The organism is Amycolatopsis sp. NPDC059657 (genome assembly GCF_042734395.1).
GTDB lineage: Bacteria > Actinomycetota > Actinomycetes > Mycobacteriales > Pseudonocardiaceae > Amycolatopsis.
This window is the reverse complement of sequence record NZ_JBHWEB010000054.1, coordinates 20,664-44,575: the sequence shown is the minus strand read 5'-3', so window position 1 is coordinate 44,575 and position 23,912 is coordinate 20,664. Positions and strand designations below refer to the sequence as shown.

27 protein-coding genes are annotated in these 23,912 nt (G+C 69.2%); 21 read left to right on the top strand and 6 right to left on the bottom strand.

Annotation, left to right across the window (positions count from 1 at the left end; translation table 11 throughout):
- Positions 1-5 precede the first annotated feature (5 nt).
- Positions 6-470, top strand: a complete 465-nt coding sequence (locus tag ACFV15_RS26980) for a hypothetical protein (RefSeq protein ID WP_378353396.1) — start codon at positions 6-8, stop codon at positions 468-470.
- A gap of 42 nt (positions 471-512) precedes the next feature.
- Here the strand turns inward: ACFV15_RS26980 and ACFV15_RS26975 are convergent, their stop codons facing one another.
- Positions 513-1,082 carry a helix-turn-helix domain-containing protein gene (locus ACFV15_RS26975; protein ID WP_378353395.1) on the bottom strand — a complete coding sequence of 190 codons (570 nt, stop codon included), beginning with the start codon at positions 1,080-1,082 and terminating at the stop codon, positions 513-515.
- A 67-nt stretch (positions 1,083-1,149) separates the two neighbouring features.
- Between ACFV15_RS26975 and ACFV15_RS26970 the strand changes: the two genes are divergently transcribed.
- From ACFV15_RS26970 to ACFV15_RS26950, 5 genes are read left to right on the top strand one after another with little or no spacing between them, the layout of a single operon-like run.
- Positions 1,150-1,836 (top strand): AzlC family ABC transporter permease, encoded by a 687-nt coding sequence (locus ACFV15_RS26970; RefSeq protein ID WP_378353394.1) that lies wholly within the window; start codon positions 1,150-1,152, stop codon positions 1,834-1,836.
- Positions 1,836-2,156 carry an AzlD domain-containing protein gene (locus ACFV15_RS26965; protein ID WP_378353393.1) on the top strand — a complete coding sequence of 107 codons (321 nt, stop codon included), beginning with the start codon at positions 1,836-1,838 and terminating at the stop codon, positions 2,154-2,156. Before ACFV15_RS26970 ends, ACFV15_RS26965 begins: the two co-directional genes overlap by 1 nt.
- 56 nt (positions 2,157-2,212) lie before the next feature.
- A complete protein-coding gene (gene pdxT, locus ACFV15_RS26960; protein ID WP_378353392.1) occupies positions 2,213-2,830 on the top strand; it encodes a pyridoxal 5'-phosphate synthase glutaminase subunit PdxT in 618 nt (205 codons plus the stop codon).
- A gap of 33 nt (positions 2,831-2,863) precedes the next feature.
- On the top strand, positions 2,864-3,619 hold the full coding sequence (locus tag ACFV15_RS26955; RefSeq protein WP_378353391.1) for a YebC/PmpR family DNA-binding transcriptional regulator: 756 nt from the start codon (positions 2,864-2,866) through the stop codon (positions 3,617-3,619).
- 45 nt (positions 3,620-3,664) lie between these two features.
- The gene (locus ACFV15_RS26950) at positions 3,665-4,189 is read left to right on the top strand and encodes a DUF4262 domain-containing protein (protein WP_378353390.1); all 525 of its coding nucleotides are present in this window, start codon (positions 3,665-3,667) and stop codon (positions 4,187-4,189) included.
- A 91-nt stretch (positions 4,190-4,280) separates the two neighbouring features.
- On the opposite strand, the gene ACFV15_RS26945 is transcribed toward ACFV15_RS26950, so the two are convergent.
- Positions 4,281-4,667 carry a cupin domain-containing protein gene (locus ACFV15_RS26945; protein WP_378353413.1) on the bottom strand — a complete coding sequence of 129 codons (387 nt, stop codon included), beginning with the start codon at positions 4,665-4,667 and terminating at the stop codon, positions 4,281-4,283.
- A gap of 88 nt (positions 4,668-4,755) precedes the next feature.
- Between ACFV15_RS26945 and ruvC the strand changes: the two genes are divergently transcribed.
- The 9 genes from ruvC to ACFV15_RS26900 all read left to right on the top strand — a co-directional run bounded on the left by ruvC (position 4,756) and on the right by ACFV15_RS26900 (position 14,307).
- Positions 4,756-5,328 carry a crossover junction endodeoxyribonuclease RuvC gene (gene ruvC, locus ACFV15_RS26940; protein WP_378353389.1) on the top strand — a complete coding sequence of 191 codons (573 nt, stop codon included), beginning with the start codon at positions 4,756-4,758 and terminating at the stop codon, positions 5,326-5,328.
- On the top strand, positions 5,325-5,918 hold the full coding sequence (gene ruvA / locus ACFV15_RS26935; protein ID WP_378353388.1) for a Holliday junction branch migration protein RuvA: 594 nt from the start codon (positions 5,325-5,327) through the stop codon (positions 5,916-5,918). Before ruvC ends, ruvA begins: the two co-directional genes overlap by 4 nt.
- Positions 5,919-5,927: 9 nt before the next feature.
- Positions 5,928-6,986: a Holliday junction branch migration DNA helicase RuvB gene (ruvB, locus tag ACFV15_RS26930; RefSeq protein ID WP_378353387.1), complete on the top strand. Its 1,059-nt coding sequence runs from the start codon at positions 5,928-5,930 to the stop codon at positions 6,984-6,986.
- 76 nt (positions 6,987-7,062) lie between these two features.
- Positions 7,063-7,449: a preprotein translocase subunit YajC gene (gene yajC, locus ACFV15_RS26925; protein ID WP_378353386.1), complete on the top strand. Its 387-nt coding sequence runs from the start codon at positions 7,063-7,065 to the stop codon at positions 7,447-7,449.
- A gap of 180 nt (positions 7,450-7,629) precedes the next feature.
- Entirely contained in the window at positions 7,630-9,399 is a 1,770-nt protein-coding gene (gene secD / locus ACFV15_RS26920) for a protein translocase subunit SecD (protein ID WP_378353385.1), read from the top strand.
- A 1-nt stretch (position 9,400) separates the two neighbouring features.
- Positions 9,401-10,597, top strand: coding sequence for a protein translocase subunit SecF (gene secF / locus ACFV15_RS26915; RefSeq protein WP_378353384.1), 1,197 nt, complete (start codon positions 9,401-9,403; stop codon positions 10,595-10,597).
- Between the two features lie 3 nt (positions 10,598-10,600).
- Positions 10,601-11,119: an adenine phosphoribosyltransferase gene (locus ACFV15_RS26910; RefSeq protein WP_378353383.1), complete on the top strand. Its 519-nt coding sequence runs from the start codon at positions 10,601-10,603 to the stop codon at positions 11,117-11,119.
- 75 nt (positions 11,120-11,194) lie between these two features.
- A complete protein-coding gene (locus ACFV15_RS26905; RefSeq protein WP_378353382.1) occupies positions 11,195-13,504 on the top strand; it encodes a RelA/SpoT family protein in 2,310 nt (769 codons plus the stop codon).
- Between the two features lie 23 nt (positions 13,505-13,527).
- Positions 13,528-14,307, top strand: a complete 780-nt coding sequence (locus ACFV15_RS26900) for an enoyl-CoA hydratase-related protein (protein WP_378353381.1) — start codon at positions 13,528-13,530, stop codon at positions 14,305-14,307.
- A gap of 106 nt (positions 14,308-14,413) precedes the next feature.
- Here the strand turns inward: ACFV15_RS26900 and ACFV15_RS26895 are convergent, their stop codons facing one another.
- On the bottom strand, positions 14,414-15,271 hold the full coding sequence (locus tag ACFV15_RS26895; RefSeq protein ID WP_378353380.1) for a peptidylprolyl isomerase: 858 nt from the start codon (positions 15,269-15,271) through the stop codon (positions 14,414-14,416).
- 145 nt (positions 15,272-15,416) lie between these two features.
- On the opposite strand from ACFV15_RS26895, the gene ACFV15_RS26890 reads away from it, so the two are divergent.
- Both ACFV15_RS26890 and ACFV15_RS26885 read left to right on the top strand, forming a co-directional pair.
- Entirely contained in the window at positions 15,417-15,992 is a 576-nt protein-coding gene (locus ACFV15_RS26890; protein WP_378353379.1) for an MBL fold metallo-hydrolase, read from the top strand.
- Positions 15,989-16,627 (top strand): hypothetical protein, encoded by a 639-nt coding sequence (locus ACFV15_RS26885; protein ID WP_378353378.1) that lies wholly within the window; start codon positions 15,989-15,991, stop codon positions 16,625-16,627. The genes ACFV15_RS26890 and ACFV15_RS26885 overlap by 4 nt, the downstream gene beginning before the upstream one ends.
- Before the next feature lie 344 nt (positions 16,628-16,971).
- On the opposite strand, the gene ACFV15_RS26880 is transcribed toward ACFV15_RS26885, so the two are convergent.
- Both ACFV15_RS26880 and ACFV15_RS26875 read right to left on the bottom strand, forming a co-directional pair.
- Positions 16,972-17,226, bottom strand: coding sequence for a hypothetical protein (locus tag ACFV15_RS26880; protein WP_378353377.1), 255 nt, complete (start codon positions 17,224-17,226; stop codon positions 16,972-16,974).
- 56 nt (positions 17,227-17,282) lie between these two features.
- Positions 17,283-18,692: a YibE/F family protein gene (locus ACFV15_RS26875; RefSeq protein WP_378353376.1), complete on the bottom strand. Its 1,410-nt coding sequence runs from the start codon at positions 18,690-18,692 to the stop codon at positions 17,283-17,285.
- Positions 18,693-18,819: 127 nt separating this feature from the next.
- On the opposite strand from ACFV15_RS26875, the gene ACFV15_RS26870 reads away from it, so the two are divergent.
- The 3 genes from ACFV15_RS26870 (at position 18,820) to ACFV15_RS26860 (ending at position 21,867) form a co-directional block, all read left to right on the top strand.
- Entirely contained in the window at positions 18,820-19,593 is a 774-nt protein-coding gene (locus ACFV15_RS26870; RefSeq protein WP_378353375.1) for an IclR family transcriptional regulator, read from the top strand.
- Positions 19,594-19,737: 144 nt separating this feature from the next.
- Entirely contained in the window at positions 19,738-20,733 is a 996-nt protein-coding gene (locus ACFV15_RS26865; protein ID WP_378353374.1) for a Gfo/Idh/MocA family protein, read from the top strand.
- Between the two features lie 30 nt (positions 20,734-20,763).
- The gene (locus ACFV15_RS26860; RefSeq protein WP_378353373.1) at positions 20,764-21,867 is read left to right on the top strand and encodes a mandelate racemase/muconate lactonizing enzyme family protein; all 1,104 of its coding nucleotides are present in this window, start codon (positions 20,764-20,766) and stop codon (positions 21,865-21,867) included.
- On the opposite strand, the gene ACFV15_RS26855 is transcribed toward ACFV15_RS26860, so the two are convergent.
- A complete protein-coding gene (locus ACFV15_RS26855) occupies positions 21,864-22,841 on the bottom strand; it encodes a GlxA family transcriptional regulator (RefSeq protein ID WP_378353372.1) in 978 nt (325 codons plus the stop codon). The genes ACFV15_RS26860 and ACFV15_RS26855 overlap by 4 nt on opposite strands.
- Positions 22,842-22,942: 101 nt before the next feature.
- Here ACFV15_RS26855 and ACFV15_RS26850 point away from each other — a divergent pair, with 101 nt between their 5' ends.
- A complete protein-coding gene (locus tag ACFV15_RS26850) occupies positions 22,943-23,647 on the top strand; it encodes a DJ-1/PfpI family protein (RefSeq protein ID WP_378353371.1) in 705 nt (234 codons plus the stop codon).
- Positions 23,648-23,912: the final 265 nt, after the last annotated feature.

Below are 23,912 nucleotides of genomic sequence, written 5' to 3'. Positions count from 1 at the left end.
CGCGCATGAGCATCAAGAGGATCCTGGCAGCGGCCGGATGCGCGGTCGCCGCGATGGTGGGCCTGGCGCCAGCGGCCACGGCGCAGGTCGAAGCCGCGCCGAACTGCCAGTACGGCAACACTTATGGCACTCGCGTCACCTCCGCCGCGGTAGGCGGGATGGGCGCCATCCAGCTCTGCCGTGACAGCAGCTATCGGTACTGGGGCTTTCTGCTGCTGACTCGGTCGCCGTCGTCCGGGCAGCACGGGCAGGGCTACCTCGAGCGCTACCGCGACGGAAAGTGGGAAAGCTACGTGACCTGCGACAGCTCCGGCGGCAACGGCAAGGTGCTGCCCGGGCAGACCCGATGCTGGACGCCGAAGTTCACCGGGGCGAGCGGGCACTACACGTTCCGGGCCTGGGGAGCGGTGTTCGACAACCCCCACCCCCACGACCCCGTCGCCTCGGGTTACACGGGGCTCACACGCTAAAAGGTCGTGAGTGGTATTGCCGGTTCTAACCGGCAATACCACTCACGAGTGCTCGGATATCTCAAAGCTCCGGGTGTCCGGCTCCAGCGCCTCGAAGATGTGCGGCGCGTCGCCGGGGTAGGAGATGTAGTCGCCCGGGCCCAGTTCCACGGGGTCCTCGAGTGGCCCGACCAGCGCGCGCCCCGTCGCGATCACGATGTGCTCGATGACGCCGCGCATGTGCGGTTCGGAAACGCGGGCCGAGCCCGGCTGCGCGACGATCTGATAGAGGTCGCGCTGCGCGTTGGACGGGCATGACGAGAGCAGCGTGCAGAGGTAGTGCGCGCGCTCCGAATAGATCTGGGGCCCGTCGCCTGCCCTGATCAGCCGTACCTGGGGGACCGGCGGCTCGAACAGCCGCGACAGTGGCACGTCCAGTGCGACCGCGAGCGCCCAGAGTGTCTCGACGCTCGGGTTGCCGGTGCCGGACTCGAGCTGCGAAAGCGTCGACTTGGCGATGTTGGCCCGTTTGGCCACTTCGGTGAGCGAAAGCCCTGCGTGGGAGCGCTCGCGGCGCAGTGACGCCGCGATCACGTCCAGTGGTGCGCCGCCTTTGGCCTGGTCGTGCTGCATGTGTTCGCTCCAGCGGTCAATCCGTTCGACTTGACGAACGGGTCCGAAGTGTTCAGTATATGATGCTATGCGTTCGATATGGCGAACCTTGGATCGCCGGATCATCAGGGACATCGGGCTGGTCGGCCTCGCCAGCACCATTGTCGGGCTGTCGTACGGGGCGATCTCGGTCGGCTCCGGCTTCCCCGTGTGGCTGCCGATGCTGATGTCGGTGGTGGTCTTCGCGGGTGCCTCGCAGTTCATGTTCATCGGCATCGTCGCCTCCGGCGGCAACCCGGTGGCCGCGGTGCTGGCAGGCCTGCTGGTCAACACCAGGCATCTGCCGTTCGGCTTCGCGATCGGCGACGCGATGGGCACCGGCTGGGCCGCCAGGCTGGCCGGCAGTCATCTCATGGCCGACGAGACGGTCGCGTTCGCGCTGGCGCAGGAGGACACGCGACGACGCCGCGCCGTCTACTGGGCGTGCGGGATGACGTTGTTCGTCTGCTGGAACGTGGGCGTCGTGACCGGCGCGTACGCGGGCTCGGCCATCGGTGACACCGACGCGTTCGGCCTCGACGCCGCGTTCCCCGCCGTGCTGCTGGCGCTCGTCGTGCCCTCGCTGAAGGACCGCGCGACGCGGTTGCCGGTGGCGATCGGCGTGGTCGTCGCGCTGGCCACCTCGGCGTTCCTGCCCGCCGGGCTGCCGGTGCTGCTCGCGCTGGTCGGGGTGTTCGCCGCGCTGGACCGCAAGAAGGCGGAGGTGACGTGCTGATGGAACCGTTGACGCTGGTCATCGCCACGGTCGTGCTCGGCGCCGGCACGTTCGCGCTCCGGTTCGCCGGGCCCGTGCTGCGCGCGAAGATGACGTTGTCCCCGAAGGCGGAGCGGCTCATGACCATCTCGGCGGTCGTGCTGCTGGCCGCGCTGGTCGCCGTCGCCGCGCTCACGGAAGGTCACGGCTTCGCCGGCATCGCGCGGCCCGCGGGTGTGCTGGTCGGTGGAGTCTTGGCCTGGCGCAAGGCGCCGTTCGTCGCCGTGGTGATCGCAGCGGCGGCCACGGCGGCGCTGTTGCGGCTGGCGGGCGTGCCCTGACCGTCGGTGACCAGTGCGGACCGCCTAGAGTAGTGGGAAGGTCTTCGGGAGGTCAGGTGTCGGTCGCTCGGCCGTTGGTGGGTGTGCTCGCTCTGCAGGGTGCCGTGCGTGAGCACGTCGCGATGCTGGAGCACGCGGGCGCGCGCGCCATCGGCGTGCGCAGGCTCAGCGAACTGTCCGAAGTGGACGGTCTGGTGCTGCCGGGTGGCGAGTCGACCACCATGTCGAAGCTGCTCGAGACGTTCGAGCTGCTGGAACCGCTGCGCGAGCGCATCGCGGGCGGCATGCCCGCGTTCGGCTCGTGTGCCGGGATGATCCTGCTGGCCAAGCAGGCGCTCGACGGCAGGCCCGACCAGCAGCAGCTCGGCGGGCTCGACATCGTCGTCCGGCGCAACGCGTTCGGCAGGCAGGTCGACTCGTTCGAAGAGGATCTGGAGTTCACCGGCCTGGACGGTCCGTTGCCCGCGGTGTTCATCCGCGCCCCGTGGGTCGAGAAGGCGGGCGACGACGTCGAGGTGCTGGCCCGCGTGCCGCGCACCCCGTCGGCCGGTGAGGCTGCCGATAGGATCGTCGCGGTCCGGCAGGGGGCGGTGCTCGCCACCGCGTTCCACCCGGAGCTGACGGGGGACGAGCGGGTGCACCGGTTGTTCGTGGAAATCGTGCGCGAGGCGTAGGCGCAGCAGCTGCGCATTGCAGATGGAGGAGAGATGAGCGGCCACTCCAAATGGGCCACTACGAAGCACAAGAAGGCCAACCTCGACGCGAAGCGCGGCAAGCTCTTCGCGAGGTTGATCAAGAACATCGAGGTGGCCGCGCGCACCGGCACCGGCGGTGGCGACCCGGACGGCAACCCGACGCTCTACGACGCCATCCAGAAGGCCAAGCGCAACTCGGTGCCCCAGGACAACATCGAGCGCGCGCGCAAGCGCGGCGCCGGTGAAGAGGCCGGCGGCGCCGACTGGCAGACGATCACGTACGAGGGCTACGGCCCCAACGGTGTCGCCGTGCTGATCGAGTGCCTCACCGACAACAAGAACCGCGCCGCCATGGAGGTGCGCACCGCGCTCACCCGGAACAACGGCTCGCTGGCCGACCCGGGTTCGGTGTCGTACATGTTCAACCGCAAGGGCGTGGTGATCATGCCCAAGGCCGGCACGACCGAGGACGACGTCCTCATGGCCGTGCTCGACGCCGGCGCGGAAGAGGTCAACGACCTCGACGAGAACTTCGAGATCGTCTCCGAGGCGACCGACCTGCTGCCGGTGCGCAAAGCCTTGCAGGAAGCCGGTTTCGAGTACGACTCCGCGGACCTCACCTTCCTCCCGTCGGTCAGCGTGCCGCTGGACGTCGAGGGCGCCAAGAAGGTTTTCAAGCTCATCGACGCGCTCGAAGACTGCGACGACGTGCAGAACGTCTGGGCGAACTTCGACGTCTCCGATGAGGTCATGGCCGAAGTCGATTAACTTTTTCTGTTGGCACACTGGGAATGAACGAGGGCGTGGGGCAGAATGGCCGCCGTGACGACGACCGATGCCATCACCGCGCAGGATTCCCAGCTCATCGAGTGGATCGAGGCGCAGGCGAAGGAGCGGGGCAACGCCGTCATCAGTGTTCCTGAGGACAAAGACGGCGCCGGGTTCTGCTTCACCGCCTGCGCCTGGGCGCTGCACGAGGTGCCGGAGGCGGTCGTCATCGGCCTGCCCGCGCACATGGGCCCGGTGCTGCTGGACGCCTATGTGGACCGAGCGGCGGCAGGCGAGGACTTCGAGACCGGGCGTCGCTACACCGACTTCTTCGAGGGCGTCTCGGTCACCTTCGAATGGGTCGCCAAGGGGCACTACCCCGAGTTCTTCGGCAGCGCGTTCCTGATCTACCCCGACGGTGACTTCCCGGCCTTGCAGCTGATCGTCGCCACCCCGGACGGGCACTGGCCGTGGAGCCCCTTGGCTCCCGAAGGCTTCGCCGACTGGCAGCCGGTGCTCACCGAGTCCGGGGCCCCCGAAAGCTGGACGCCCGGCGTCGACGGCGTCTGAAAAAAATCCCAATGTGGCTTTCGTCAGCTCAGAGCTGACGAAAGCCACATTGGCGTGCTGAAACCTGACCAATGCCGCATTGGGATTTTTTTCAGGGCGGGAACTCGACTGAGGCGTCGGTGTAGGGCGGGACCACGACGGTGCCCATGAGGCTCCAGGCGCCCAGGGACGAGGCCGACTGCCAGACTCCGGCGGGCACGACGACTTGGGGGCGTTGACCTGTGGCGACGTCCAGGCCGAGCGTCACGCGCGAGACCCGGCCGTCGGGGTGCTCCAAGGTCATCGCGACCGGGGCGCCGCCGTGGAAGACCCAGATCTCCAGCCGGTCAAGGCGGTGCCTGGCCGAGGTCGCGGGCGGCACCAGCAGGTAGTAGATCGCCGAAGCCTCCGAGGAGCGGTGGCTTTGGGCGAACAGGCCGCCTTCGACCGGTAACGGCACCAGGCCGAGGTGGTCGATGATCTCGGCCGGGGTCGGCATGTCTGCGGCTGAGGGCACGGCGTGAACGGTAGCCTGATTCCTCGAACTGGTGTTCGCCGTAGTTGAGACAGCAGAGGGGAAACCGAGCGTGCGGGTATTCGGGGTCGACCCCGGTCTGACCAGGTGCGGGTTCGGCGTCGTCGACGGCGGGACCGGCCGGGCGGTCAGTGCTGTCGCGGTCGACGTGATCCGCACGCCAGCCGATATGGATCTCGCCAAGCGGCTGATGGGGATCTCCGACGCCGCCGAGCGGTGGATGGACCTCTACAAACCCGAGGCCGTGGCCGTCGAGCGGGTGTTCGCGCAGCACAACGTGCGTACCGCGATGGGCACCGCGCAGGCTGGCGGCGTGGTCGCGCTGGCCGCCGCGAAGCGGAACCTGCCGGTGGTGTTCCATACGCCCAGTGAGGTCAAGGCCGCGGTCACCGGCTCGGGCCGCGCCGACAAGGCGCAGGTCACCGGAATGGTCATGCGGCTGCTGAAGATCACCGAAAGCCTCGGCCCGCCGGACGCCGCCGACGCGCTCGCGCTGGCCATCTGCCATCTTTGGCGTGAGCCCATGCGGGTCAGGCTCGCCGAGGCGGAGGCGAGGGCCAAGGAGATGGCGCAGGTGCACAAGGCAAGGCTGGCGGCGGCCGCGAAACAGGCAGGTAGGCGATGATTTCCTCAGTACGCGGCGAAGTTCTCTCGGTCAGTCTCGACCATGTGGTGGTCGAGGTCGGGGGAGTGGGCCTCGCGGTCCAGTGCACCCCGTCGACGCTCGCCACGCTGCGCCGAGGCGAGGAGACCCGGCTGCACACCGCGCTCGTGGTCCGCGAGGATTCGCTGACCCTCTTCGGGTTCGCCGACGCCGACGCGCGCGAGCTGTTCGGGTTGCTGCAGACCGTTTCCGGCATCGGGCCGAGGCTCGCGCTGGCGACGCTCGCCGTGCTCGATCCCGACAAGCTGCGTGCCGCGCTCGTCGAAGGCAACATCACCGTGCTCACCCAGGTGCCCGGCATCGGCCGCAAGGGCGCCGAGCGGCTCACGCTCGAACTGCGCGACAAGGTCAACGCCATCCCCGGCGCCGAGGGTGTCACCTCGGCAGCGCCGTCGGCGATCCGCGCCGAAGTGGTGGAAGCGTTGGCGGGCCTCGGTTTCCCGGCCAAGCAGGCCGAACTGACCGTCGACAAGGTGCTCTCCGAGCAGTCCGACGCGACCACGTCGACCGTGCTGCGTGCCGCGCTCGCGACCCTCGGCCGGAAGCGGTAGGCGCCCGGCGTGGAGTATGAAGCCATGGCCGAGCCGGACGACGAGACGCTCTCCGCTCTCGCGCAGACGGGCGACCAGGACGTGGAAACCACGCTCCGGCCCCGAAAACTGGACGAGTTCATCGGCCAGCCCCGCGTCCGCGAGCAGCTCGAACTGGTGCTGGAGAGCGCGCGCCGCCGTGGCGTGCCACCCGACCACGTGCTGCTGTCCGGCCCGCCGGGGCTCGGCAAGACCAGCATGGCGATGATCATCGCCGCCGAGCTCCACGCGGCGCTCCGGATCACCTCGGGCCCCGCGCTCGAACGGGCGGGTGACCTCGCCGCGATGCTGTCCAACCTGGCGCCCGGCGACGTGCTCTTCATCGACGAGATCCACCGCATCGCCCGCCCCGCCGAGGAGATGCTGTACCTGGCGATGGAGGATTTCCGCGTCGACGTCGTCGTCGGCAAGGGGCCGGGCGCGACCAGCATCCCGCTGGAGATCGCGCCGTTCACCCTGGTCGGCGCGACCACCCGGTCGGGCTCGCTGACCGGCCCGCTGCGCGACCGGTTCGGCTTCACCGGCCAGATGGAGTTCTACTCCGACGCCGAGCTCGACCAGGTCGTCACCCGCGCCGCGCGCATCCTCGAAATCGAGATCGACCCGCTGGGCTCCGCCGAGATCGCCAGGCGCAGCCGTGGCACGCCCCGTATCGCGAACCGCCTGCTCAGGCGCGTGCGCGACTACGCGGAGGTGCGGGCGGACGGCGTCGCCACCAGGCAGGTCGTGCGCGCCGCGCTCGAGGTCTACGACGTCGACGAGCTGGGCCTCGACCGGCTCGACCGGGCGGTGCTCGGTGCGCTGGTCAAGTCGTTCGGCGGTGGCCCGGTCGGCGTCTCGACCCTCGCCGTCGCGGTCGGTGAAGAACCGACCACGGTGGAGGAGGTCTGCGAGCCCTACCTGGTGCGCGCCGGTATGCTCGCGCGCACTCCGCGTGGCCGGGTGGCCACCGCGGCGGCCTGGGAGCATCTCGGCCTGCAACCCCCGGATCGCGTACTGCCCGACCCGGGACTGTTTGACCAGCCGTAACCTGGCACACTCGAAAGAGCACATACCCCAAAACCGGACGTATCACCCCCCATACGCGTCCGCTGAACGGAGAATCATGAACAATCTGGCGCTGCCCCTTCTTCTGGTACTCGTCCTGGGCGCGACCCTCTTCATGGGTTCCCGCAAGCAGAAGAAGGTGCAGCAGGCTCAGAAGGACCTCCAGGACAGCATCCAGCCCGGCGACCGCGTCATGACCACTTCCGGTCTGTACGGCACCGTCGCGGACGCCAGCTCCGACAGCACGATCGACATCGAGATCGCCCCTGGCGTCATCACCACGTGGCTGCGTCTCGCCGTGCGCGAGAAGGTCCAGCCCGAGGTCGAAGAGACCGAGGACGAGATCGTGGCCGAAGAGTCGTCGATCATCGAGTCCTCCGCGGGCATCGAGGAGCAGAAGTCGACCGCCCAGGTCGCGGAGCCGCTGGAGCACGGCAAGAAGTAGCACCATGCGCTCCCCGAAACTCCCGACTTTCGTCGGGACGGGGGTCACGCCGGACTCACGCAGCACCGAGTAGTGTCTCGGTGCTGCGTGCGTGCCCGCCGTCATATATTTCGCGCGTGGAAGCGGTAGCACCACACACCATCCATGGGGAAACCCTCAGTTCGAGGAGACCGAAGCACCGTGGCATCACCGGCCGGGCACCTCCGCCCGGGACGCTATCTCGCCTTATTCGCCGGCATCGTCGTCGTGCTGTACGCACTGGTGTTCTTCACCGGTAACCACAGCGCCAAGCCCAAGCTGGGCATCGACCTGCAGGGCGGCACCCGGGTCACCCTGACGGCGCGCACGCCGGACGGTGGCATCCCCCCGCGAGAGTCCCTGAACCAGGCACGCCAGATCATCGAGAAGCGCGTTAACGGGATCGGTGTCGGCGGTACCGAAGTGCTCCTCGACGGCAACAACGTCGTCATCACCGTTCCCGGTGAGCAGGGTGGCGACCAGGCGAAGACGCTCGGCAAGACCGCGAAGCTCGGCTTCCGCAAGGTCATCACGACCACGCAGGTGACGCCGCCCGGCATGCCGCAGACCCCGCCGCCGTCCGGTGCGGCCACGGCCACCCCGCCGCCTTCGAGCGGCGCGCCCTCCTCGCCGGCGGCCCCGAGCTCGAAGCCGGGTGGTGGCGGCGCCGTCGGAGCGCCGGCCCAGCAGCCGACCCCGACGCCCAGCCCGTCCCCGTCCGCGCAGGCCCCCGCGCCCGCCCCGGGGCAGGACGGCAACACGGACGCGAACACGGCCAAGCAGATCCAGGCCGCGCAGGCGATCCGCCAGAACCCGGACCTCGCGGGCAAGCCGGACGACCCGAAGACGCAGGCCGCGCTCCAGGCCGCCTACAACTCGATCACCTGTGCCCCGAACGAGGAAGACCCGCTGGTCGGCAACGACCGCACGGACCTCCCGCTGGTCACCTGTGACACCAAGGGCACCGAGAAGCTCCTGATGGACAAGGAGTTCCTGCCGGGAACCGAGATCGCGGGCGCGACCTTCGGCTTCGACAACCAGCGTGGTGGCTGGGTCGTCAACCTGAGCTTCAAGAGCGCCGGCGGCAAGATCTGGGGTGACTTCACCGCGGCCAACCTGCAGCAGCGTGCCGCCTTCGTGCTCGACACGAAGGTCGTCTCGGCGCCGACCATCCAGGCCGCGATCCTGGACGGCAACACCCAGATCAGCGGGCAGTTCACGCAGAAGGACGCCAAGGACCTCACGGACGTGCTGAAGTACGGCTCGCTGCCGCTGTCGTTCGAGTCCTCGGACGCGACCACGGTGTCCGCGACGCTGGGTCTCGCCTCGCTCGAGGCGGGCCTGATCGCGGGCGGCATCGGCCTGCTGATCGTCTTCATCTACTGCCTGTTCTACTACCGGCTCCTCGGCGTGCTGACGATCTTCTCGCTGGTGCTGTCCTTCGGGCTGGTCTACGCGGTGCTCGTGCTGCTCGGCCGCTGGATCGGGTACACGCTCGACCTGGCCGGTATCGCGGGTCTGATCATCTCGATCGGTATCACCGCCGACTCGTTCGTCATCTACTTCGAACGGCTGAAAGACGAGATCCGGGAAGGCAGGAGCTTCCGCTCCGCGGTGCCGCGAGGCTGGGTCCGTGCCAAGCGCACGATCCTGGCGTCCGACGGTGTCAGCTTCCTGGCCGCGGCGATCCTGTACATCTTCGCCGTCGGTGACGTCCAGGGCTTCGCGTTCACCCTGGGTATGTCCACGGTCCTCGACCTGGTGGTCGTGTTCCTGGTGACGCACCCGCTGATCGCGATGATCTCGAAGTCGAAGTCGAAGTTCCTGTCGGACCCGAAGCACCTCGGGCTCGGCGCGGTGCAGGAAGTGGGTTCGCACGTGAAGACGGCCGCCCCCAAAGTCGGCGCTTCCGCGAACGTGAAGGAGGCCTGACGTGGGCGTTGAAGACCTGGGCACGGACGCCGCGAAGGCGCCTGCCAAGAAGGAAAGCATCTTCCAGCGGCTGTACGTCGGCACTGGCGCGTTCGACATCGTGGGCGCGCGCAAGCGCTGGTACATCTTCTTCGGTGTGCTGGTGCTCGGCTGCATCCTGTCGATGTCGGTCAAGTGGTTCAACCTCGGCATCGACTTCGTCGGTGGCACGCAGATCCAGTTCTCCGCGAACAGCGCGAGCGGCCAGATCACCGAGGACAAGGCGAAGGAAGCCTTCAAGGCCGCGCTCGGCAAGGACGCCGACGAGGTGCAGAAGGTCGGCACCGGCAACGCCACGACGCTGCAGATCCGCACCGGCACGCTCGACCCCGCCGACGTGTTCAAGGTGAAGCAGGAGATCGCGACCAAGCTGGCCCCGGTCGGCGCGAACGGCACCACCGGCCCGCAGGCCATCTCGGACAGTGCCGTCTCGGCGTCGTGGGGTGGCGAGATCTCGCAGAAGGCGCTGCTGGCGCTCGGGATCTTCCTGCTCGCCGTGGTCATCTTCCTGGCGGTCTACTTCGACCTCCGGATGGCGGCGGCCGCGTTCATCTCGCTGATCCACGACATCGTGGTGACCGCAGGTGTGTACTCGCTGGTCGGCTTCGAGGTCTCGCCCGCGACCGTCATCGGCCTGCTGACGATCCTCGGGTTCTCGCTGTACGACACCGTGGTGGTGTTCGACAAGGTCCGCGAGAACACGCGCGGCCTGCTCGGCCTCACCCGCCGCACGTACGCCGAGGCGGCCAACCTGGCGCTGAACCAGACCCTGATGCGGTCGTTCAACACCGCGTTCATCGCCATGCTGCCGATCCTCGGCCTGCTGATCGTCGGCACCCTCCTGCTGGGCTCCGGCGTGCTGCAGGACCTGGCGCTGGTGCAGCTCACCGGCACCATCGTCGGCGTGCTGTCCTCGGTCGCGCTGGCCACGCCGCTCCTGGTCGACCTGAAGCTGCGTGACCCGAAGTACCGGCAGCAGGCCGCCCGCGTCGCCGCCCGTCGCGCGAAGGTCGCCAAGACGACCGTCGAGGACGACTTCGACGCGAGCGACGACGACGCGCTGGCCGCCGAACTCCGCAAGGAGAAGGCGTACGCCGCTGCGGCGAGCGTGCCTGGCCGGATCCCGAAGAACAAGCCGAACCAGAAACGCAAGAAGTAAGAGATGGAACTGCAGAAGGCGCTCGGCCTCATCGCCGAGGTGCCGGACTTTCCCGAGCCCGGCGTGCTCTTCCGCGATCTCTCCCCACTGTTCGCCGACCCCGCGGGTTTCTCCGCGGTGGTCGGCGCTTTGGCGGAGACGGTCGGCCCCGAGGTCGACCTGATCGCGGGTGTCGAGGCGCGTGGCTTCCTGCTCGCCGCCGCCGTCGGCTACGCCCGCGGCATCGGCGTGGTGCTCGTGCGCAAGCCGGGCAAGCTGCCGCGCGTCGCCGGACGGGTCGACTACAAGCTCGAATACGGCACCGCGTCGGTCGAACTGCCCGCCGGGATCGTTTCGCCCGGTCAGCGCGTTGCAGTACTGGACGACGTGCTCGCGACGGGTGGCACGGCCGCGGCCGCGTGCCGCCTGCTGCAGGACGCCGGAGCCAGCGTCGAGGGCGTGTCGGTGGTGATGGAACTGACCGCGCTCGGTGGCCGGGCGGTACTCGACGGTTACGGAGTACACGCACTTCAGGCCTGCTGACCTGGGCGTCGCGACGTACTGTCGTGGCTGGGCGTTACCCTTGACTCCCAGAGGTACATGCAGCAGGAGGTGCGGGTGAGCCAAGAGCTCGAGTCCGTAGTGCCCGCCCAGAACGGCGCCGCCCCTACGCCGTCGGCCACCCGGCGGGTCAGGGCCAGGCTCGCCAGGCGGATCACCGCGCAGCGGCCCGCCTCGGTCAAGCAGGTGCTCGAACCACTCGCCGTGGTGCACCGCGAGCTGCACCCGAACGCCGACCTCGCCCTGCTCCAGCGGGCCTATGACGTCGCCGAGGAGCTGCACCGCGACCAGCGGCGCAAGTCCGGCGACCCGTACATCACGCACCCGCTCGCGGTCGCCACCATCCTCGCCGACCTGGGCATGGACACCACGACGCTGGTCGCGGCCCTCCTGCACGACACGGTCGAGGACACCGGCTACTCGCTGGACACCCTGAAGGCCGAGTTCGGCGACAAGGTCGGCGAACTCGTCGACGGTGTCACCAAACTGGACAAGGTCAAGCTGGGCACCGCGGCCGAGGCCGAGACCATCCGCAAGATGGTCATCGCGATGGCCCGCGACCCGCGAGTGCTGGTCATCAAGCTGGCCGACCGGCTGCACAACATGCGCACCATGCGGTTCCTGCCGCCCGAGAAGCAGGCACGCAAGGCCCGCGAGACCCTCGAGGTGCTCGCCCCGCTGGCGCACCGGCTCGGCATGGCCACGGTCAAATGGGAGCTGGAGGACCTGGCGTTCGCCATCCTGCAGCCCAAGAAGTACGACGAGATCGTGCGCCTGGTCGCCGACCGCGCGCCCTCGCGCGACATCTACCTGCGCTCGGTCATCACCGACCTGACGGCCAACCTCGAAGGCTCGCGGATCACCGCGAAGGTCGAGGGCAGGCCCAAGCACTACTACTCGATCCACCAGAAGATGATCGTCAGGGGCCGCGACCTCGACGACATCCACGACCTGGTCGGCGTGCGGATCCTGGTCGAGGACGTCCGCGACTGCTACGCCGCCATGGGCGTCGTGCACGCGCTGTGGCAGCCGGTGCCCGGCCGGTTCAAGGACTACATCGCGCAGCCGCGGTTCGGCGTCTACCAGTCGCTGCACACCACGGTGATCGGGCCGGACGGCAAGCCGCTCGAGGTCCAGATCCGGACCTACGAGATGCACCGCACCGCCGAGTACGGCATCGCCGCGCACTGGCGGTACAAGGAGACCAAGGGCACGCACAGCAGCGGCAATGCCAACGCCGTCGACGTCGACGAGATGGCGTGGATGCGGCAGCTGCTCGACTGGCAGCGGGAAGCCGCCGATCCGGGCGACTTCCTCGAATCGCTGCGCTACGAGCTGGCCGCGCGCGAGATCTTCGTGTTCACGCCCAAGGGCGACGTGATCACGCTGCCCGTCGAGTCGACCCCGGTCGACTTCGCCTACGCCGTGCACACCGAGGTCGGCCACCGCTGCATCGGCGCGCGCGTCAACGGCCGTCTCGTCGCGCTGGAGCGCAAGCTCGAAAACGGCGAGGTCGTCGAGATCTTCACGTCCAAGGCGGAGACCGCCGGCCCGTCGCGCGACTGGCTTTCGTTCGCGGGGTCACCGAAGGCACGCGCCAAGATCCGGCAGTGGTTCGCGAAGGAACGCCGCGACGAGGCCATCGAGGCCGGCAAGGAACAGATCACCAAGGAGGTCCGCAAGGTCGGCCTCCCGATCCAGCGCCTGGTCTCGGCGGAGTCGATGGGCATGGTGGCCACCGAGCTGCGCCACGGCGACATCAGCTCGCTCTACGCGGCCGTCGGCGAGGGCCACACCAGCGCCAAGCACGTCGTTTCCCGCCTGGTGGCGCTGATCGGCGGCGTCGACGAGGCCGAAGAGGAACTGGCCGCGCGGGCGACACCGTCCACAGTGACCCGTCGCCGCGGCTCCAACGACGTCGGCGTGGTCGTCAAGGGCACCACGGACATCTGGGCCAAGCTCGCCCGGTGCTGCACGCCGGTGCCCGGCGACGAGATCTTGGGCTTCGTGACGCGCGGCGGCGGCGTTTCGGTGCACCGCACGGACTGCACGAACGCCGAGGACCTGCACGCCCAGCCGGAGCGGCTGGTCGAGGTCGAATGGGCGCCGTCGGCCTCGTCGGTGTTCCTGGTGGCGATCCAGGTCGAGGCACTCGACCGTCACCGGCTGCTCTCGGACGTCACGAAGGTGCTCGCCGACGAGAAGGTGAACATCCTCTCGGCGTCGGTGACGACTTCGCGCGACCGGGTCGCGGTCTCGCGGTTCACCTTCGAAATGGGCGACCCCAAGCATTTGGGCCACGTCTTGAAGGTCGTCCGCAGTGTCGAAGGCGTCTATGACGTCTACCGCGTCACCTCCGCTTCGTAGGCCATCCCGTCTAGTGTTCGGGCATGACTGAAGGGTTCGAGTTCGCCCGCGACGGTGCCGTCGCGCGGCTGACGTTCGCCAGGCCGTCGAAGAAGAACGCGATCACGCACGTGATGTGGTCGGCGCTCCCGGAGATCATCGCGGGTGTCGAGGCCGACCCGGCGGTCAAGGTGCTCGTGCTGACCGGCGCGGGCGAGGACTTTTCGGCGGGCGCCGACATCAGCGAGTTCGGCGAACTCCGCTCCAACGCCGAGGGCGCGGCCGTCTACGACAAGGCCATCGAGGCCGCGGTGCGCGCGCTGACCGGCATGCGCAAGCCGAGCGTCGCGATGATCCGCGGCAACTGCATCGGCGGCGGCTGCCAGATCTCGGTCGCCTGCGACTTCCGCTTCGCCGCCGAGGGATCCCGTTTCGGCATCACTCCGGCGAAGCTCGGCATCGTCTACGACTTCGTCTCGACGCGGCAGCTCGTCTCGCTGATCGGGCCCGCGCACGCGCGGTACTTCCTGCTGTCGGGCGAGCTGATCACGTCCGCTCGCGCCCGCGAGATCGGGTTGCTCAACGAGGTCTTCGCTCCGGAGGACCTCGGCGACGGCGTGGCACGCTTCGTCGAGACGCTCTGTTCGCGGTCCCAGGCCTCGATCAGGGGCATGAACCGCATCATCGAGAAGATCCTGGCCGGGCAGGTCGAACCGGACGCCGAAGTCGACCAGATCCGGCTGGACGCCTTGCACGGCGAGGACTACGCGGAGGGCGTCGACGCCTTCCTCAGCCGCCGTACGCCGAGGTTTAAGTACTCGTGAGTGGTACGGCCGGTTAGAACCGGCCGTACCACTCACGACCCCAGCGCGACCTACAAGGAGGGCCCCGCCGTCAACTGCCCGGCGGGGCCCTCCTTCGAAGCTTGGGTCAGCCTTCGACGCTCACCGCGGTGAACTTGACCGGCGTGACCGGCTTGCCGGTGCCGTCCTGGCTCGTCGCGGCGCTGGACGGGTCGATGCCAGCCCTGGCGACCTTGTCGAGCACCTGGAGGCCCTCGTCGGAGATGCTGCCGAAGACCGTGTAGTTCGGCGGCAGGCCCGCGTCGCCGTAGACCATGAAGAACTGGCTGCCGTTGGTGTCCGGGCCGCTGTTGGCCATCGCGAGCACGCCGCGGCCGTACTTCAGCTCGGGGAACACCTCGTCCTTGAACGAGTAGCCCGGCCCGCCGGTGCCCTTGGCCGTCGGGTCACCGCACTGCAGCATCTGCAGTCCTTCGGTGGACAGCCGGTGGCACTCGGTGTCGGTGAAGTAGCCCTGCTTGGCGAGGCTGATGAAGCTCTCGACGGCACACGGCGCGAGCGAGCGGTCCAGGGTGATCTTGATGTCACCCGCCGTCGACTTCAGCGTCGCGTTGACCGTGCCGGTCGAGGCGACGTTGCCGTTCGCCGGAGCCTTCGCGGGCTTCGACGCGGGGCGGTCCGCCTCGGCCTTGAACTCGCAGGAGATCGGGTTCGCCAGCGCGGTCGGCCGCTTGACGGCCTCGGCGCGCTGGGTCGGGATCTTGATCTCCGGCGGCTTGGTCGGCGTCGCCGATGCCTGCGTGCCGGTCGAGTCGCTGCCGTTGGTCGCCACGATCAACCAAATGGCGCCGGCGACCGCGATCACGGCACCGATCGTCACGCCAATACCGACGTTCCTGCGCCGCTTCGCACGCTCGGCCCTGTGCACAAGCTGCCTTTCGAGCTTGCGCTTCGCGGCCTCACGGCGCTGCTGGTTGGTCGCCACCCGCGTCCTCCCGGTTCCACTAGGTGTCACACGCCTGGGGTAGCGGCAGTGTATGGGCACAGCCTGTAAGGCCGGAGTACAGGGTTGGCTAGGCTGGCCGAAATCGCCTGAAATGGGGATTCATACCCGGTCAGAGGGAGGGTTCTTGCTCGTCGTGGGGTTCGCGTGTGGACCGCTGGCGGCCAATTGTTACCTGCTCGCGACCTCCGAGGGCGCGGGCTGCGTGATCGTCGACCCCGGCCAGGACGCGGTGGAGCCGATCACCGCCGCACTCCGGCGCCACCGGCTGACCCCGGACGGCGTGCTCCTCACGCACGGCCACTTCGACCATGTGACCTCGGCCGCCGCGTTCGGCGTGCCGGTGTGGCTGCACGAGGCCGACCGCGACCTGCTGCCGGAGCCGATCGGCTTCACGCCGCTCGAGGCCGGGGCGCTGGCCGTCGCGGACCTGGAGATCACCGTCGACCACGCGCCGGGGCACACGCCGGGTTCGGTGGTGCTGCGGCTGGAGAGCGGCGAAGGCGGGAAGCTGGCGCTGACCGGCGACACCGTGTTCGCCGGGTCCATCGGGCGCGGCGACGCCGAAGAACTCCAGAACTCCTTACGTGCCACAGTGATGACCCTGCCCGGCGACACCGTCCTGCTACCCGGCCACGGCCCGGCGACCACGGTCGGCGCCGAGCGCACCGCCAACCCGTACTTCGGAGAAGTGACCCGATGACGAACGAGCCCGAACGGCTCCCGCTCTACCACGACGACCCCGCGCTGAGCCGCCGCCGAGCCTGGTCCGGCCTGATCGGCGTGGTCGTGTTCGCCGCCGCGTTCGGCGGCATCGCCGGACTGATCGGCGGCAAGGTCGCCGGTCTCGTCACGGCGGCGGTCGCCGGGCTGGCGCTGCTCTACGTCGTGCTGTTCAACCTCCGCAGGCGCCTCTGGCTCGAAGGCACGGTCGTGCTCGTCCGCACCTGGGGCGTCCGCCGCATCGACCTGGTCGCCGCCGAGCGCATCGACCTGCTGGTCACCGACGTCCGCGGCACCCGCACGGTCGCGCTCCTGATCAACGCCGGTCAGCGGCGCAAGACCGTGAAGATCGACCTCGCCCTGTACGCCGGGACGGGCGGCCGTGAACTCGGCATCCTGCAGCTGCGCAGGCTCGCGGACGCGCTGGTCAACAACGTCGAGGCGAACGGCCTCGTGTTCTCGGAGCTGCTGGTGTCCCAGCTCAAGTCGGAGGCACGCGGCGACGGCCTCGGTGACCGCCCGCTCTACCGGCTCGCGTCGGCCGCGCCTTCGGGGAAGATCGCGCAGCGGTTCACCATGGAGGCGGTCAGCCGCTTCGTGGCGACTCTCGACTGACGGGCTCGTGAGCGCTGCGGTTCTAGCCCAATGCTGGGTAGTTAAGACTTGGCCTGCGTTGTCAAGCAGCGTGTGAAACCCGAGTTTCGGCCACTGGATGGCCGAAACTCGGGTTTCGCGAAGGTCAACCACTGCCAGACGGCCCGATCACAGGCCAGTCATCGTCCACATAGGACCCAAACTACGGCCTTTTATCACGAAAAGTCGCATTTGCCCGCCTTCTCGAGTGGGTGCTGACGGAACAAACGGCGCTTATGCGTCGCTCAGCGTTGCGAACGCCCCGTTCACAACGTTCAGCCACCCTTCACGGCACCCACCGAACAGCGGCAAGGCGTCCGCAACGCTCACGAGCCCATCGGGCGCGGGGACTCTCGAATGGCTTTCTCGAGGTCGACTAGGCGTTCTTGGACCGCTTCGAGCTGGTAGACGAGCTCGGGCAGTTCCTCGGCCGCGAAGGTGGCCAGACGCTCGACGTGCGCCATCGACTTCTGGATGTCGTCGAGTGCGCGCGCGATGCGGGGCACCGCGTCGACGGCGGTCAGCACGCGGCGCGCGACCGTCAGCATCGCGCGGGGGAGGGCGAACAGGATGTCGGCCACCGCCACTTCGTACCCCACCTGAGGCGGTACGCCGAAGCGGGGGTTCGGCCTTGTGGCTACTGGATACTGGTGGTGCTGGTGAGTTCTTCCACCGGTTCCCGTGAGGCGATCAGGGCGGCCAGTACCGTCGTCACCGGGACGGCCGCGACGATGCCGACGCTGCCAGCGAGTGTCCGGACGATCTCCTGCGCGATGTCCTCCGAGCCGAGGATCGCGCCCAGGCCGATGCCCGAGAGCGATGAATACAGCAGCACCGGCAGCGCGGCGCCCGCGTAGGCCATGACGAGGGTGTTGACGGCCGAGCCGACGTGGTCGCGGCCGATGCGCAGGCCCGCGCCGTAGAGCTCGCGCCAGCCGAGCGCCGGGTTCGCGCGGCGCAGTTCCCAGACGGAGCTCGTCTGGGTGACCGTGACGTCGTCGAGGACGCCGAGCGCGCCGATCACCACGCCTGCCAGCAGGAGGCCGCGGGCGTCGATGCCGTGGCCGAGTGAGCCGATGAGGTTGGACGTGTTGTCGTCGAGCCCGGTCAGCGACGCGGCCGCGGAGAACACGGCGGACAGCACGCCGATCAGCGCGAGGCTCACCAGCGTGCCCAGCACGGCCACCGAGGTTCTCGCCGACAGTCCGTGCGTGAGGTAGAGGGCGATGAACATGATCACCCCGGCGCCCACGATCGCGACCAGCAGCGGGCTCTCCCCGGCGAGGATGGCGGGCAGCACGAACAACGCCAGCACGAGGAAGCTCAGCCCGAGCGCGACGAGCGCGGCGACGCCTTGCCAGCGGCCGAGCACGATCACGGCCACCGCGAACAGCCCGGCCAGCAACGCCAAGGGAAGCCCGCGCTGGAAGTCGACGATCTGGTACGCGGACGGGTCGTCGGCCTTGCCGCCGTTGTAGGACAAGACGATCGTGTCGCCGGCGCTGAACCGCGGGGTGCTCGGCTCGATCGGCACGGTCAGCTTGAGCTGCTGGCCGCTCGCCTGGCCGTCGGTCAGCTTCAGCTCGACCGTCAGGCACGGCTTGGCGTCCGGCTTGGGCGCGCCGACCTGGACCTCGCCCTGGCCGAGGCACGGCCCGGTGATCGTGGTGGTGATCGTGCCGTGCACCGGGGTGCCCTGCGGGACCACGCTCGTCGGCGCCGCCTTGCCCCACGGGTACAGCACGATCATGCCGAGCACGGTCGCGGCGGCGAGCGGGGCGAGCAGCCAGATCAGCAGCAGCCGGACGCGGCGTGAGGCCGGTGCGGCGGGGCCGTGCCCATGACCGTGGCCGTGCCCGTGTCCGGTCTCCGGTGGTTTCGGCGGCTGTTCGGGCGACTCCGGACGCGCCGCGGGGCGGCGCGGCCGCGCGGCCTGGCCTGCGGGCGGTGGCCGGCGCCTGACCGGACGGGACGGCGTGTCGGTTATCCGGCGAATCGGGCCGGTGACCTCGTTGTCGCCCTCATCGGCGCTGGAATGACGGTCCACGCGCACATCGTGCACAGTGCTTCGCGCATCCTGCGCCCGGGGGGCGCCCTTTCGCCCGTCGGGGTGACGCGCGCTGAGCCATACTGGAAGCGGGAATTCGAGAATAGCGACGGATCGGGGGAGATCGGTGGCGCACGAATCCAGCGAAGAGGTGGCTCCTGTCGCCGCGGCTCGCCCGGCTTCGCCGGCCGTGGATCGTGCGCTCACGGTGCTGGAGACCCTTGTCGCGACGGAAGACGGGCTGACGCTGACGGCGCTCGCCCGTGCCACCGGCATCCCGCTCGCCACCTGCGCTTCGATCGTCTACACGCTGGAGAAGCGCGGCTACGCGAGCAGGCTGGTCGTCGGCAGGAGCCATTTCTGGCGGGTGACTTTGCGGTTGTACGAACTCGCTTCGCCGTTGATCCGGCAAGAGGACCTGTCCGAGGTCGCGGAGCCGCAATTACGCCTATTGGCGGACAAACTCCGCATGCCCGCTCACGTCGGCGTGCTGAACGGCGCGTCGGTGGTCTATGTCGCGAAGGCGACGAGTCCCGGTTTCATCCAGTTCGACACGTATCCGGGCAAGGTCGTGCCGTTCCATGCCACCGCGCTCGGCAGGGCGATCGCCGCGCATCTGCCGGACGCCCAGCTCGAGCCGCTGCTCACCAACCGGATGACGCTGCGGGCCGCCCGGTCACAGCTCGCCAAGGTACGGCAATTGGGCTACGCCATGGAGGACGAAGAAGACGAAGCGGATGTCGCCTGTTTGGCGGCACCGTTCTTCGACGCGGAGGGCCGCGTCGCCGGTTCGGTCGGCGTCACCGGGTTCACCCGCGAGCTCGCGGGCGCCAGGCTGGACATCGCCGCCGATCTCGTTGTGCGCCAGGCGAAGCAGATTTCCGTCAAGCTCGGCTGTTGAGATGTAACCGGTTCTAGCGCGGCCGCCGCCGAGAAGTTATCTTCGAAAGCGGGGTGCGGCGGATCTTCGCGACACCTCCTCACCAGGCTCCGTCGGGGGACGGGCGCGGGAGGGAGCGGGGATGGGCATCTCGGGGGCTCCGCGATGAGCCGGGCGGGGATCGTGCTGGTGGGTCTGGGCGAGACGGCGCTGACGGCGCATCTGCCCGCGTTGCTCCGGCATCCCGCGGTCAGCGTGGCCGGCTTGGTCGATCCGGTCGACCGGCGGCGCGTGCTCGCGCAGGAGCGCGTACGGGCGCCCGCGTTCGGCGACGTGACGCCGTTCCTCGACGACCCGGCGGTGGACGGGTTCATACTGGCGACGCCGCCATGGGTGACGCCCGCGCTGCTCGACCGTCTGGTCCGAAGTGGACGGTTCGTGCTCACCGGGCAGGTGCTCGCGACCACCAGCCGCGCGGCGCGGCCGTTGTCCGCGCTGCCGACGGAGTTCCGCTCGCGGGTGCAGACCGGGCTGGCGTACCGGCACGACCCGGCGCTCGCGGTGCTGCGTGACTGGATCACGCGCGGCAAGCTCGGCGATTCGCTGCTCGTGCGCGCGCATGTCTATGGTGAACTGCGCGACCGTTTCGACCCCAAGCACACGGAACGGATCGAGGCTGCGCTCGTGCACGGCATGCCGGTGCTGCACGAGGGTTCGCACGTGTTCGACTGGCTGTCGTACCTGTTCGACGGCGGCCCGCGCGCGGTCGAGGACACCTGGGCGTTCCCGACTCGCTCGGGGCTCGCGCAGCCGAACGTGTGCGGCGCCCGGCTCGTCTATCCGAAAGGGACAGTCGTGCTGGCCGAATTCGGCTGGCTGGCAAGCGCTTTCCCGCACGCGGAGCTGAGCGTGGTCGGTGATCGCGGGCACGCGCGGCTGGACATCGGGAACTTCGTGCTCGACCTGATCACCGCGGAGGGCGCCGAGCGGGTCGAATTCGAGCCCGATCACCGCACGCGCTGTTTCGACCTGCAGCTGGAACGCTTCGTCGAGCTGATCACCGGGGTGCGCACCGAGCCGACACCCGATCTCGCCGACGGGCTGGCCGCGCTCGCGCTGAGCGAGCGGATCGCGAATCTCGCCAGGGGTTTGATGGGATGAAACCGACTACGCAGCAGGAAAGGAACGCCGGTGACGCGCATCGCCGCTGTCCACACCGCAGCCGTCGACCTCGCCCCGGATCCCGATCTGGTGGTGCGGGGAGCCAGAGGGGCGCACGACCGGTCGCATTTCCTGCTGGTGCGGGTGGTGACCACCTGCGGCGCCGAGGGCTACGGCGAGGTGAGCGCGACACCGTTCTGGAGCGGCGAGGACGCGGCGAGCGCCGCGCATTTCATCCGGCACGTGCTCACGCCCGTGTTGCTGGGCAAGGAACTCGCCCCGATCGGCGGCCTTGAGTCCCTTATGGACAGAGCGCTCGCCGGCAACCCGTTCACCAAGGCGGGGCTGTCGACGGCGCTGTGGGACGTCTACGCGAGGACGTTGGACCTGCCGCTGGCCGAGGTGCTCGGCGGGCCGTACCGGACCGAGGTGCCGATCAAGCTTTCCCTGTCCGGCGACGGCGCAACGCTCGAACGGACCTACGCGGCCGCGGTCGCCGCCGGGTTCCGCGCGTTCAAGGTGCGGGTCGGTCTCGGCGTGCCGGGTGACATCGCGCGTGTGGCGCGGGCACGCGAACTCGCGGGCGCGCAGGCGTTCCTCGGGCTGGACGCGAACGGCGGCTGGACGCGTTCGCAGGCCGCTGCGGCCCTGCGTGAGCTGGACGTCTCACGGCCCGCTTTCGTCGAGCAGCCGGTCGTGCCCGGCGATCTCGGGGGCATGGCCGCGGTGCGCGAGTTCGGCCTGCCGGTGGTCGCCGACGAGTCGGTGTTCGGCACCGGCGACCTCGTCCGCGTCATCCAGGCGGCCGCCGCGGACATGGTGAGCCTGTACGTCGGCAAGGCAGGCGGTCCCGGCCGCGCGGTCGCGATGGGCGCGCTGGCCGCGGCCTTCGGCTTGGACACCGTGGTCGGCTCCAACGGCGAACTCGGCCTCGGCGCCGCCGCGCAGGCGCACGTCGCTTGCGCGCTGCCCGACCTGAGCGCCGAGGTCCCGTCGGACATCATCGGCGCCCACTATTACAACGAGGACATCCTCGAAAAACCCTTGGACAGCAACGGGGTCCGTGTCCGTCTCCCTGACGGCCCCGGCCTCGGTGTCCACCCGCGCGAGGACCTGGTGCGCCGCATGCGCTAGGCGGGAGTGTGGCGGAGGTGGACTCGGCGGTAGGCCGACGGCGGCGTGTCGTAGTGGTCGAGGAAGGCCTGGCGCAGGGTTTCGGTCGAGCCGAAACCGCAGCGGCGGGCGATCGCGGCCAGCGGCAGCTCGGTCGTGGAGAGCAGGTGGGCGGCGGCTTCGGTGCGGGTCGCGCGGACGTGCTTGCTCGGAGTGGTGCCGAGGTGGGCCTCGAAGAGACGGCTGAGCTGGCGGGTGCTGATGCCCGCGTGCGCGGCGAGCGCGGGTGTGCCGAGGTCGGCGTCGAGCTTCTCGGCGATGTGCGCGACGAGGTCGCGGACCACGCGGTGCTCTGGGGGCGGGCCGGAGATGAACATGCTCACCTGGGCCTGGTTTCCGGGGCGCTGCAGGTAGGTGACGAGCATCCGCGCGACCTCACGGGCGAGCGTCGGGCCGTGGTCCTCTTCGACGAAGGACAGCGCGAGGTCGAGCCCGGCGGTCACCCCGGCCGCCGTATAGACGGAGCCGTGGCGGATGAACAGCGGCACCGGGTCGACGGTCACCGCCGGGTACCGCTCGGCCAGCCTGGCCGCGTAGATCCAGTGGGTGGTCGCGCGGCAGCCGTTGAGCAGGCCCGCCGCGGCGAGCACGGCCGCGCCACTGCACACCGACGCGACGCGCCTGGTGCTGTCGGCGAGGCGGCGGATGTGGTTGATGAGCCGTACGTCGTCAGCTGCCCGTTCGCAGCCGATGCCGCCGGAGACGATCAGCGTGTCGAGTCCGCCTTCGACCTGGTCAAGCCGCTGCTGTGCGCCTAGGGTGAGGCCGTTCTGGCAGCGGATGCCGTTGCCGTCGACGGTCGCCGTGCGCAGTTCGTACCGCGGCTGGACGCCGAGCCGGTTCGCCGCGTCGAAGACGTCGGCAGGGCAGGCGAGGTCGAGCAGTTCCGCGTCCGGATAGCCGACGAGGACCACGCGGCGGGGAGTGCGCTCCATGGGCGGCGACGCTAGCAGTTTCACCTGGCCGTTGGACGCGGTTCGCAGGATTTGAGACATCCGCGCCACGCGATCGCCTGGTCGGCGACACCCTCTGTGTCATGACAGATGAACCCAAGACGATCGCGTTCGTCCTCTATCCGGGCCTCACCCTGCTCGACCTCGCCGGCCCGCTGCAGGTGCTCGGCGCGCTGTCGGACCTCGGACTGCCCTACCGCGCGGTGACGGTGTCCGAGCGCAAGGAGCCGATCGGCACGGACACCCCGATGTCGCTGCTCGCGACGCACACCTTCGACGAGATCCCGAAGCCGGCCGCGATCATGGTGCCCGGCGGCGGCACGCCGACCATGCGCGCGCTCACCGACGAGACCCTGCTGTCGTATCTGCGCAGCGCCGCCGAGAGCGCGGAGTTCATGACCTCGGTGTGCACCGGGGCGATGATCCTCGGCGCGGCCGGGCTGCTCGAGGGCCGCGAGGCGACGACCCATTGGCTCTACCTCGAAACGCTCAAGGAGTTCGGTGCGACGCCGGTCACGAAGCGCTGGGTGGAAGACGGGCCGATGATCACCGCGGCCGGGGTTTCGGCGGGTATCGACCTGGCTCTGCACTTGGTCGGGCGCATCGCGGGCGACGAGGTGCAGCGCGGCGTGCAGTTCATGATCGAGTATGACCCGGAGCCGCCACTCGGCCCCCTGGACTGGTCCGCGGCGCCGCGCGAGATGTTCCATCCGTGGGCGGAAGCCACGCTGCGCCAAGGACTCGAGGGCCATCCCGAACTGCTCGCGCGTTTGCTCGTGCACGTCTGACCCCACTGTCCACAAAGGAAGGCCGGGACCGGTTCACGCTGGTCCCGGCCTTTTGTTCGTTAATTCCCGACGGGACTTACCGCGATCGCCCGGTTACCGATATAGTCACCGCCGCAAGTTACCGGCGAGTCCGATCCAGGCGGGAGGGGTTCCAGCGGGCTGGTGACCGCAGGCGGGGTGCCGGGCCTCGCATTCGTACCGGGCGGCGCGACCCTACCGTCGTCATAGGGTTTCGGCTATTGGCTGAACCGCCGATTAACGGCCT

Excerpts from the sequence above, each read along its gene's own strand:
- yajC (WP_378353386.1), top strand. The coding sequence starts at position 7,063 with ATGAACAATCTGGCGCTGCCCCTTCTTCTGGTACTCGTCCTGGGCGCG.
- ACFV15_RS26885 (WP_378353378.1), top strand. The coding sequence starts at position 15,989 with ATGACGAACGAGCCCGAACGGCTCCCGCTCTACCACGACGACCCCGCG.
- ACFV15_RS26975 (WP_378353395.1), bottom strand. The coding sequence starts at position 1,082 with ATGCAGCACGACCAGGCCAAAGGCGGCGCACCACTGGACGTGATCGCG.
- ACFV15_RS26945 (WP_378353413.1), bottom strand. The coding sequence starts at position 4,667 with ATGCCGACCCCGGCCGAGATCATCGACCACCTCGGCCTGGTGCCGTTA.
- ACFV15_RS26970 (WP_378353394.1), top strand. The coding sequence starts at position 1,150 with ATGCGTTCGATATGGCGAACCTTGGATCGCCGGATCATCAGGGACATC.
- ACFV15_RS26980 (WP_378353396.1), top strand. The coding sequence starts at position 6 with ATGAGCATCAAGAGGATCCTGGCAGCGGCCGGATGCGCGGTCGCCGCG.
- ACFV15_RS26855 (WP_378353372.1), bottom strand. The coding sequence starts at position 22,841 with ATGGAGCGCACTCCCCGCCGCGTGGTCCTCGTCGGCTATCCGGACGCG.
- ACFV15_RS26955 (WP_378353391.1), top strand. The coding sequence starts at position 2,864 with ATGAGCGGCCACTCCAAATGGGCCACTACGAAGCACAAGAAGGCCAAC.
- ACFV15_RS26850 (WP_378353371.1), top strand. The coding sequence starts at position 22,943 with ATGACAGATGAACCCAAGACGATCGCGTTCGTCCTCTATCCGGGCCTC.
- ACFV15_RS26965 (WP_378353393.1), top strand. The coding sequence starts at position 1,836 with ATGGAACCGTTGACGCTGGTCATCGCCACGGTCGTGCTCGGCGCCGGC.
- ruvA (WP_378353388.1), top strand. The coding sequence starts at position 5,325 with ATGATTTCCTCAGTACGCGGCGAAGTTCTCTCGGTCAGTCTCGACCAT.
- ACFV15_RS26950 (WP_378353390.1), top strand. The coding sequence starts at position 3,665 with ATGGCCGCCGTGACGACGACCGATGCCATCACCGCGCAGGATTCCCAG.
- ACFV15_RS26865 (WP_378353374.1), top strand. The coding sequence starts at position 19,738 with ATGAGCCGGGCGGGGATCGTGCTGGTGGGTCTGGGCGAGACGGCGCTG.
- ACFV15_RS26910 (WP_378353383.1), top strand. The coding sequence starts at position 10,601 with ATGGAACTGCAGAAGGCGCTCGGCCTCATCGCCGAGGTGCCGGACTTT.
- ACFV15_RS26900 (WP_378353381.1), top strand. The coding sequence starts at position 13,528 with ATGACTGAAGGGTTCGAGTTCGCCCGCGACGGTGCCGTCGCGCGGCTG.